Annotated in this window: 9 protein-coding genes; 3 read left to right on the top strand and 6 right to left on the bottom strand. The window is 72.3% G+C overall.

The features are described from left to right. Positions 1-33: 33 nt before the first annotated feature. Both ACH4D5_RS08515 and ACH4D5_RS08520 read left to right on the top strand, forming a co-directional pair. The gene (locus ACH4D5_RS08515) at positions 34-1,671 is read left to right on the top strand and encodes an FAD-binding oxidoreductase (RefSeq protein WP_398299920.1); all 1,638 of its coding nucleotides are present in this window, start codon (positions 34-36) and stop codon (positions 1,669-1,671) included. A gap of 108 nt (positions 1,672-1,779) precedes the next feature. Then, positions 1,780-2,610, top strand: a complete 831-nt coding sequence (locus tag ACH4D5_RS08520; RefSeq protein WP_398299922.1) for an alpha/beta fold hydrolase — start codon at positions 1,780-1,782, stop codon at positions 2,608-2,610. Between the two features lie 116 nt (positions 2,611-2,726). Here the strand turns inward: ACH4D5_RS08520 and ACH4D5_RS08525 are convergent, their stop codons facing one another. The 5 genes from ACH4D5_RS08525 to ACH4D5_RS08545 all read right to left on the bottom strand — a co-directional run bounded on the left by ACH4D5_RS08525 (position 2,727) and on the right by ACH4D5_RS08545 (position 8,218). Further along, on the bottom strand, positions 2,727-3,176 hold the full coding sequence (locus ACH4D5_RS08525; RefSeq protein ID WP_398299924.1) for a MarR family winged helix-turn-helix transcriptional regulator: 450 nt from the start codon (positions 3,174-3,176) through the stop codon (positions 2,727-2,729). 206 nt (positions 3,177-3,382) lie between these two features. Further along, positions 3,383-4,573 carry an acyltransferase family protein gene (locus ACH4D5_RS08530; RefSeq protein ID WP_398299926.1) on the bottom strand — a complete coding sequence of 397 codons (1,191 nt, stop codon included), beginning with the start codon at positions 4,571-4,573 and terminating at the stop codon, positions 3,383-3,385. A gap of 50 nt (positions 4,574-4,623) precedes the next feature. After that, entirely contained in the window at positions 4,624-6,024 is a 1,401-nt protein-coding gene (locus ACH4D5_RS08535; protein ID WP_398299928.1) for an MFS transporter, read from the bottom strand. Positions 6,025-6,104: 80 nt separating this feature from the next. Beyond that, positions 6,105-7,409 (bottom strand): sulfotransferase family protein, encoded by a 1,305-nt coding sequence (locus ACH4D5_RS08540; RefSeq protein ID WP_398299930.1) that lies wholly within the window; start codon positions 7,407-7,409, stop codon positions 6,105-6,107. A 176-nt stretch (positions 7,410-7,585) separates the two neighbouring features. Next, on the bottom strand, positions 7,586-8,218 hold the full coding sequence (locus ACH4D5_RS08545) for a TetR family transcriptional regulator (protein WP_398299932.1): 633 nt from the start codon (positions 8,216-8,218) through the stop codon (positions 7,586-7,588). 232 nt (positions 8,219-8,450) lie between these two features. Here ACH4D5_RS08545 and ACH4D5_RS08550 point away from each other — a divergent pair, with 232 nt between their 5' ends. Then, positions 8,451-9,674: an IS701 family transposase gene (locus ACH4D5_RS08550; protein WP_398299934.1), complete on the top strand. Its 1,224-nt coding sequence runs from the start codon at positions 8,451-8,453 to the stop codon at positions 9,672-9,674. On the opposite strand, the gene ACH4D5_RS08555 is transcribed toward ACH4D5_RS08550, so the two are convergent. Next, on the bottom strand, positions 9,641-9,847 hold a 207-nt coding region (locus ACH4D5_RS08555), incomplete at its 5' end, for a fructose-bisphosphatase class II (protein ID WP_398299936.1). The two genes, ACH4D5_RS08550 and ACH4D5_RS08555, sit on opposite strands and share 34 nt — an antisense overlap.

A 9,847-nucleotide genomic window follows, 5' to 3' on the forward strand; every position in this document is an offset into this window, starting at 1 on the left:
CTGCGGCACCCGACTTCTTCTGGAGTAGCACTGATGAGTGAGCTCACCCGGCGCAAGGTCCTGCGGCGGTCCGCCGTGGCAGGCGGCGCGGCCCTGGGCGCGACACTGCCCGTCACGGGTCCCGCGCAGGCCGCGCCCGTCCGGGTCACGGCCGCGCGCACCGCGTCCGCCGCGGCTTCGGCGGTCACCGTGCGCCCCGACGACGCCCGTTACCCGGAGCTGATCCGCGGCACCAACCAGCGCTGGGTCGGCAAGCCCGAGTACGTACGCCTCGTCTCCTCCGCCGACCAGGTGGTCGACGCCGTCAAGGAGGCCGTCGCCGCGGGCAAGCGTGTGGCGGTGCGCAGCGGCGGTCACTGCTACGAGAACTTCACCACCAGCTCCGACATCAAGGTCCTCATCGACCTGTCGCAGCTGACGACGGTGGACTACGACGCCGACCGGCGGGTCTTCGTGGTGGAGCCCGGCGCCTGGCTCTCCGACGTCTACAGCACCCTGTTCAAGCGCTGGGGCGTCACCCTGCCCGGCGGCTCGTGCCCGTCGGTGGCGGCCGGCGGCCACATCGTCGGCGGCGGCTACGGCGCGCTGTCCCGGCTGTTCGGGCTCACCGTCGACCACTTGTACGGCGTCGAGGTCGTGACGGTGGACAAGGACGGGACCGTGCGCAAGGTCGTCGCGACCCGCGACGCCGCCGACGCCCGCCTGCGCGACCTGTGGTGGGCGCACACCGGAGGCGGCGGCGGCAACTTCGGCATCGTCACCAAGTACCTGCTGCGCACGCCGGGCGCCACCGGCTCCGACCCGGCCGGGCTCCTCCCCCGCCCGCCGGCGGAGCTGCTGACCAGCACCGCCACCTGGTCCTGGGACGGCCTGACGCAGACGGGCTTCAAGCGTCTGGTGAAGAACTACGGCGACTGGTTCGTCGCCCACGGCGGACCCGACGCCGCACACCTCGACCTGTTCAGCCAGCTCAAGGCGGCACACCGGTCGGCGGGCGCGATCACGATGGTGACGCAGCTCGACGCCACCCGCTCCGGGGCCGCAGCCGACCTGGACGCGTTCGTCGCCGCGGTCGGCGCCGGGGTGCCCGGCACCCCGCGGGTCAGCACCCAGCGGCTGCCGTTCCTGCACGCCACCAAGTGGCCGGGGTTCGCGGGCGGTGACCCCACGCTGCGCTTCGAGGACAAGTCCGCGTACATGCGGGCGGGCTTCCCCGACGACCAGCTCTCGGCCGCGTACCACCACCTGACCCGCACCGACTACAGCAACCCGGCGGCGCTGCTGCTGATCGCGGGGTACGGCGGCCGCGTCAACGCCGTCGCGCCGGACGCGACCGCCGTGGCCCAGCGGGACTCGGTGATGAAGCTGCAGTACCTCGCGTTCTGGCAGGACGCCGCGGAGGACGAGCGCCACCTGTCGTGGGTGCGCGAGTTCTACCGGGACGTCTACGGGGCCTCCGGCGGAGTCCCCGTGCCCGGCCGGGTGAACGACGGCTGCTTCGTCAACTACGCCGACGTCGACCTCGGCGACCCGGCGCACAACACCTCGAAGACGCCCTGGCACTCCCTCTACTACAAGGGCAACTACCCCCGCCTGCAACGGGTGAAGGCCGACTGGGACCCGCGCGGCATCCTGCGCCACGCCCAGTCCGTCGAGCCCTCCGCGGGCTGACCGCCCCCCTGACTTCCGCGGTCCCTCACCGGGCCGCGGTGCCGCGCCGGGGTCACCGGCGCGGCCTCCCCTCCCGCACGACAGCGACACGACAGCAAGGAGAAAGCGATGCCTTTCGCTTCCACGCACGGTTCCAAGGTGGAGTACTTCGAGACCGGCACCGGCCCCGGCCTCGTCCTGGTGCACGGCACCGGCGGCGACGCGGGAACGTACGACCAGCTGCGCGACACCTTCAGCGACCGCCGCACCGTCGTCGTCCCCAACTACTCGGGCAGCGGCGCCACCGAGGACGAGGGCGGCCCGCTGACCCTGGACCTGCTCATCGCCCAGATCGACGCCGCGATCGAGGACAGCAGCGCCGAGGGCCCGGTGGACCTGCTCGGCTGGTCGCAGGGCGCGCTGGCCGTCGCCGCCTACACCGCCGTGCACCCGGAGAAGGTGCGGCGTCTGGTGCTGCTCACGGGGTGGATCAAGAACGACGCGCGCCAGCAGCTCTACTTCGACCTGTGGCACCGCCTCGACCAGCTCGACCACGAGACCTTCGGCCGGTTCCTGCAGCTGAACGGCTGGACCACGCAGCAGGTGAACTCCTTCGGCGTCGCGGGCGTCGAGGAGATGGTGTCGGGTGGCGTCCCCGCGGGCATCGGCCGGCAGATCGCGCTCAACCTGGAGCTCGACATCACCGAGTACCTGCCCAGGATCACCGCGCCGACCCTGGTGATCGGTGCCACGCACGACAACATGATTCCGGTCGAGCACTCCCGCGCGCTGCACGCGGCGATCAAGGGCAGCCGGTACGCCGAGCTGGAGGCGGGTCACTTCGCGGTCTTCGAGAAGCCCGCCGAACTGGCCGAGCTGGTCCAGGAGTTCCTGGAGGCGGACGACACCGCGGGCACGGACGGCACCGAGGGCGAGGCCGCCGCGACCGCCGCGGCCTGACCCGGCGGGTAGCTCGCACGTTCGCACAGAGCCCGGTGGGGGCGGCTCGGGCCGCCCCCACCGGGCTCTGTCGTGTCCTGGTCCTAGTACCTGGTCCTAGTACCTGGTCCTAATTCCTAGGACGCGGGAGGCGTCGGGGTGTGCCGGAGCCGGTTGACCAACGACGCCGTCTCCGGCTCGAAGGCGGCCATGTCGAGCGCGAGCGCCAGCTCCTTGGTGAACGTGCCCTGCGCCTGGCCGACGAGTCTGCGGCCCTCCGCCGTGAGGTGCGCGAACATCACGCGCCGGTCCTCCTCGCCGACCGTACGGGCGACGAGGCCCTCGTTCTCCAGGCGGCTGACGAGGCGGCTCATCGTGGACTGGCTGGAGCCCACCGAGTCGGCCAGCTCCTGCATGCGCAGCGCGCCACGGGCCAGGACCGACAGGGCCGTGAACTCCGAAGCGGTGACGCCGTGTTGCCGCTGCAGCTTCTTGTCGAGGGTCGTACTCACCCCGTTCACCAGAAGCAGCAGCTGCCTCCACAGCTCGAGTTCGCCACCGAGTCGTCCGCGTGCGGCAGTCGCCATGCCGTCCCTCACCGTCCTGTCCTCCGCCTGCGCCCGGACCCCGGCCCCCTTGAGGCGATTCCGCGCCCCACGGTGTCGTCACAGCAGTGAATACTTGCCTTTGCAAGCATAGGACAGCGGGGCGGCAAGGGCCAGGGCGCGCGGAAAACGAGCGAGCCGGCGCTCCCCTGAGCGGGGTGCGCCGGCTCGCTCGCCGGGAGACGCGCCTACTGCGGGACGGCGCGGGACCGCCGCTCGGCGCGGGGCTTGGCGAATCTGCGCATCAGCGGCATCTCGACGCCCTTGTGCAGCAGCCACGCGAAGCCGAGGCACACCACGAAGTACAGGGCCATGACGCCCAGGCCGCCGGCGGGCCCGAACTGGCGCGTCTCGCCGATCAGCGAACGGACGTACACGAGCAGGACGTTGTGCACGATGTAGAAGGCGAACGACACCTCGCCCAGCCACACCATGACGCGGCCCCGGAAGGGCGAGCGGTCGCCGCGCAGGTCGGTGGCGGCGACGGCGGGGATGAGCAGCGCGAACGGGACGAGTGCCGCCGCGTTGAGCCCGAAGAGCCAGGGCGTGGCGTTGGCGATCGCGTAGCCCACGACGACGAGACCGCAGGCGGGCAGCAGCCCCAGGCCGATCCAGCGGCCGGTCATGAGGATGCGCGCCATGACGATGCCGAGGACGAAGTCGAGGGTGCGCACCGGCGGCAGCATGTAGACGGCCCAGTACTGGACCTCGGAGACCGGGAAGCCGTTGGACATGGTGCCGTCGGGCAGCAGGAGGTAGCCGAGGGCCGGGATCGCGGTGATGGTGACGACGAGGCCGCCGGCCCACGCCCACAGCCGCTCGGGGCGGATCCGCGCGATCCACCGGTGCAGCAGGGGGAAGCAGAGGTAGAAGAAGACCTCGCAGGACAGCGACCAGCTCGGCGGGTTGATGCTCAGGTACGTGTGGTAGTCCGGGATCCACGTCTGCAGCAGGAGCAGGTTGGGCAGCCACTGCTGCCAGGTCGCGGTCGCCCCGGCGAACAGCACCATCGCCCCGATCCAGCCGGCCACGTGGCTGGGGTAGAGCTTGACGAGACGGCGGCGCCAGAATCTGCGGGGCGTGTCGTCCGGGCGTGCGGAGTAGGTGAGGATGAAGCCGCTGAGCAGGAAGAAGAAGGTGACGCCCATCCACCCCGTCTTGCTCGCGGCCGCGTGGAAGAAGTCGGAGACGCCACCGCTGAAGGGGTTCAGGGGCGGCTCCGTCGTCAGGGACGCGTGGAAGAGGAAGACCATCATGGCGGCGATGAAGCGCAGACCGGTCAGGGACGGCAGCCGGGCGAAGCCCTTGGGGTCGGTGGGTGGGCCGGGGAGCTTGCTGCCGAGGGGCGTACTGCCCAGGGGTGCGACGTTCGTCGCCATGGAAACCTCCGAAGGGTCAATGCATGGGTCAATGCATGCTGATGCAAGGGTTAAAGCTGCTTTGCGCGTGCCGTCAGGTCCCGTTGGATCGTGGCGAAGGAGCGGTTCTTCGTCTCGGGGACCACGCGCACCACGAAGACCAGGGCACCGGCGCAGACCGCGGCGAAGCACCAGAAGACGGCGGCCTCGCCGAACAGGTCGGCCGCGGGCAGGAAGAGCTGGCCCACGACGAAGTTGGCGGACCAGTTGACGAGGACGCACAGCGCCACGCCCCTGGCGCGCACGGCCGGCGGGAAGATCTCCGCGGCGAGGATCCAGAAGACCGGGCCGATGCCGACCGCGAAGGCGGACACGTAGAGCCCCATGGAGACCAGGCTGACCCCGTGCGAGGCCCCGCCGAACGCCCCGTTCAGGGCGCAGCCGAGCGGTACGAGCGCCGCCGCCATGCCGATCAGGGAGAAGACGAGGAGCGGCTTGCGGCCCGCCCGGTCGACCAGCGGGATCGCGGCGACCGTCATGAGCAGGTTGGCCACGCCGATGGCGACGGAGTACATGATCGAGTTGGTGGCCGGCAGGCCGGCCCGCTGCATGATGCTGGGGGCGTAGTAGATGATCGTGTTGATCCCGGCGAACTGCTGCACCGCCCCGATCGTGACGCCGATCAGCAGCGCGCGCCGCACGACGGGCTCGGCCAGCATCCCGCGCGGGGCGGCGGGGCCTGCGCCCGACGCGGCGGGCCCGTCACCCCGGCTCGCCCCCTGGTCCCGGAGCCCGGCGCGTCGCCTCCGCTCGCTCCACACGGGGCTCTCGGGCACGAAGAAGAGGCCGGCCAGCATCAGGACGGACGGGACCAGGCCCACGCCGAACATCGCACGCCAGTTGGCGTCCCCGGCGAACCAGAGGTTGATCAGGTACGAGACGAGGATGCCCGCGGTGAGCAGGATCTGGTTCACCGTGATGAGGCGGCCGCGCAGCCTGGGCGGCGCCACCTCGGCCAGGTACAGCGGGACGAGCGAGGACGCGGAGCCCACGGCGACGCCGAGGATCACCCGCGCGGCCACCAGGGTCCAGAAGCCGGCGGCCAGGGTGGCGAGGGCGAGGCCTAGGGTGAAGGTGGCGGCGACGGCGATCAGTGTCTTGCGGCGCCCCCAGCGGTCGGCGGGGGCACCGCTCCAGAGTGCGCCGGCCGCCGCGCCGAGGAGCAAGGAAGAGATGACCGCGCCCTCCTGGAACGACGTGAGGTGGAAGTCCTCCTTGAGGAACAGCAGGGCGCCCGAGATGACGCCCGTGTCGAAGCCGAAGAGCAGCCCGCCCAGGGCGACGACGCCCACGGTGAGCGCCAGCCGCCAGGTCGGGACGGCCGGTTCGGCGCTTTCGGGCGCCGCCCGCAGGGGCGGTCGCGTCGCCTGGTCGAAGTCCAGGGTCGTCGCCCGGTCAATTTCCACGGTCACCGACGGCACTCGCTTTCTCGAGTCTGCGTATGTGTATCTGCGTACGTGTGTCTGCGTACGTGTAGGGGCTTCAGGGGGGCTCAGACCCCGTACCTCGCCCGGTACAGGGCGAAGCGGCTGGTCAACTCCCGGCGGGAGAGACCGAATTCGGCGGGCTGGAAGGGGCGGGCACGGCGTGCCTCGCGGGCCGTTCCGTCGATGAACGTCGACGCCACCCGGTCGAACATCGGCGTCGCGGTGACGCCGGCGAAGGCGAGCACGGCACGCACCTGCCCGGCCGGGTCCGCCACCAGGTCGTCGAAGCGAATGTCCAGCAGCCGCCCCCGGGGCACGTCGAGCCGCGCCCGCTCGGCCGCCACGAGATGGCGCTCGACACGGTCGGCCCACTCCTGCCCGGCGGGCCGCACTTGACGGGCCGTCCGTCCGCGCAGGGCCGTGGCGATGCCGGCGCACGCGGCGACGGTGTCCGCCGGATCACGGTGCACCTGGACCACCTTGGCGTCGGGGTAGACCCGCAGCAGCTGCTTCAGACCGCGGGCGTGGAAGGAGTCGCGCAGGACGAGCCTGGAGGCCGGGATCCGCCACGTGACCGCCTGGATCTGGGCACGGTGGAACGCGTACGCCTCTGTCGGGTCCGCGGTCTCCAGCCATGCGGCGTAGCCGGGCACGCGCCAGGAGAGTGTCGCCGCCATGCCGTGGAACGCGTTGCCGAGAAGCCGGTGGCAGCCGCCGGGCCGGGTGGCGCCGACGAGGAGCCCGGAGCCCCGTCCAGCGGTGGCGCGCGTCAGGTTCCGCGCAATGCTCCCGGCGCGGTCCAGTGCGGCGCGGCGCTGCCGGAGGGTGGCGGGGCGGCCTGCCGGGTCGTGCAGTTCGGCCAGGGTCGGGGCGTCTAGGCAGGGGTGCTCCGCGAGGGCGTTGTGCAGCATCGCGGCGCCGCTGCCCGGGAGCCCGGTGACGAAGAGCGGGGCCCGGATGTCGTTCAGCGCGATCTCGGGCCGGTCCCGCAGCAGCCGGATCATCTGCTGCTGCTTCTGGAGGGCCGACAGCAGCTCGGAGCGGGCGGCCCTGCGGCCCTCGGCGTGCAGGTCGGCCTCGGTGTCGAGGGAGCGCAGGAGCCGGTCGAGCGCCGGCAGGAAGCGCAGTCCGACGGCGTCCGTGTCACCGTCCTCCCGCAGCCGTTCCAGGAGGTCGTCCACGGCGAGCACGTCGCGGTCGCGTCCGCCCGGGCGCTCGTGCGGCACCCCGTGCCCCGTCGCCCGCAGCAGGCCGCCGGACGCCCGTCGCGGCTGCCCGCCGCCCCTCCCCCATGCCGGTCCGCCGCCGGGTCCGCCCCAGGGGACAGCCGACTCGCGTGCGAGGACAGCGGGTTCACTCCGTCTGCTCACCGACCCACCTTCCAGATACGTGCCGGACCAACTGCCGTGCGCGCCGCGGCCGCACGGTGGCGGCGCCATGTCGGCCCGCCGGGTCTTGGATCTCTTCGCTTGCGCGTCGCCGCCCGCGCGTCGACCGCTCGGGTCAACAGCCTTGCTCACGGCGGCCGTTGCGCGCGTCCGCCGTACTACGACGAGGCGGAGAGCCCCGGGAGGACGAGCGCCCAGAGGCGGGAGAGGTGCCGCTCCACGCTGCCGCCGCTCTCCCCCTCACCGGCACCCGCACCCGCGTCCTCGCCGCCGCCCGGCACACCGTGCAGCCGCCCCGAGAGGCGGGACTCCGCGCCGGCCAGGAGGTATTCGGCGAGGAGGACCACGTCGTCCTCGTTGACGGCGGGGCCGAGTCCACCCCGGTCCGCGCGGGCCAGGGTCTCGGCCACCGTGGGCAGCCAGAGCGCGGACCACGTGCCGTCCTCGTCGGGGAGCTCGCGCCACAGCCGGGTCGCCGCCCGCACCACCTCGTCCCGTTCGAGCAGCCGCGCCAGATCGAGCGTCAGCGCGACCACGGTGTCGAGCGGCGGTGTCGTGGCCGTGCTCGCTTGTGCCACACACGCGCGGACGGCGGCGTCCCCGCGCGTCCGCACCGCCTGGGCGAGACCTGCCTTGGAGGCGAAGTGGAAGGTGAGGGCGCCGACCGAGATGCCGGCGGACCGGGCGACGCGGCCCAGGGATGTGCCCTCGTACCCCGTGTGCTCGAACTCGCGGGCCGCCGCGCGGACCAGGGCCTCCCTGGTCCTCGCGGCCCGTTCCTGCTTCACCATCGCGCCCTTCCCTGTTCCCCGGAGTCCCAGATCCCGCTCCGGTCCTGCACGCCACAGCCACTGTGGGCACTGGGCGGAGCGCCGACAACGCCGACTTCCGAAAGTCGCCCCTCCGGTTGTCGGGGGGCACTGAAGTTGGCCAAGTAGCGACCACCTGCCCCCGGGACTTCAAAAGAAAACGAACGTTCTCTATTATTGCCGGAGTCAGGCGCCATCACGGGGAGGGAAAGCCATGACAGAGCTCCAGGACCACCGGCTGCCCGAGCTGATCGCGGACACGTCGATCAGCTCGTACGCGGAGACCGTCTTCGGGCACCTGCGCCGCGCCGATCAGCGGCGCTGGGCCGCCGCCTATGTGCTGGGACTGCTCACCACGCCCGGCAGGAAGTCGGTCAGGCGGCTCGCGGCCCAGCTGCACGCGGGCCCGACGGCCGCCCAGTCCCTGCACCAGTTCGCCAACGCGAGCCCCTGGGACTGGGAGCCGGCCCGCCGTGAGCTGCTGCGCCTGACCGAGAGCCGCCTGCAGGTGCGTGCCTGGACCATCGGCGTCGCGGTGCTGCCCAAGCGCGGCAGCCACTCCTGCGGGGTGCACCAGCGCTTCGAGCGATCCACCGGCCGTACGGTCAACTGCCAGATGGGAATAGGCCTGTTCCTTTCGTCGGACACAGCGCACGTCCCCGTGGACTGGCGGCTGCGGCTCTCCAAGGAGTGGCACGAGGACGAGGAGCTGCGTGCGCGGACGCGCATCCCGGAGACCGTGCGGCACTGTTCCGCCGCGGAGCACGCCCTGGACCTCGTCGACTCGCTCGCCCCCTTCAGCCGCCGTGAACCGGTGCCGGTCGTCGCCGACACGAGCCACCACCCGACGTCCGGGGCGCACCTGGCCACGGAACTGACCGCGCGCGGGCGCGACTGCGTGATCGCCGTGCCGCACGGCCTCCGGGTCGTACCGGAGGGCCAGCGCGTGGTCGCACCGGGCTCACCCGACGGGGTGCTCACCGCCGGCAGGCTCCTCCAACTCCTCGCCCCCAAGGGGGCGGTGGCCACCGCGGCCGGACTCCGGCACGGCCCGCAGCGCGGCGACCGCCTGGTCTCCGCCCTGGTGCGCCTGCCGGGACGGCGCGGTGTCTCCCCCGGCGTCTACCGCCTCTTCGCCCGGCGGCGCCCCGGGGCCCAGGGGGTCGGGCGCGTCTGGCTCACCAGCCTGGTGCGCCCGCCGCTGCACGACCTGCTGCCCCTGGTGCAGGCGCAGTCCGGCACGGTCGCCGCCCTCGCGGACCTCACGGAGAACTACGGCCTGCGTGACTTCGAGGGGCGTTCGTATCCCGGCTGGCACCACCACATGACGCTGGCTTCCGCCGCGTACGCGTACCACCGGCTCATCGCGGGAGGCCGGGCCGCCGGGGCCGTCGGCCCGGGCTCTCAGCTCGCCTGGTCGAAGTCGATGGCGCTGTAGGCGCGCAGCTTGGAGAGGCGGTGGTCGGAGTCGATCTTGCGGATGGTGCCCGACTTGGAGCGCATGACGAGCGAGGACGTGGAGGCGGTGGCGGCGCGGTAGCGGACGCCCTGGAGCAGTTCGCCGTCGGTGATGCCGGTGGCGACGAAGAAGACGTTGTCGCCCTTGACCAG

The sequence above is a fragment of the Streptomyces sp. NPDC018029 genome, from assembly GCF_044327655.1.
GTDB lineage: Bacteria > Actinomycetota > Actinomycetes > Streptomycetales > Streptomycetaceae > Streptomyces.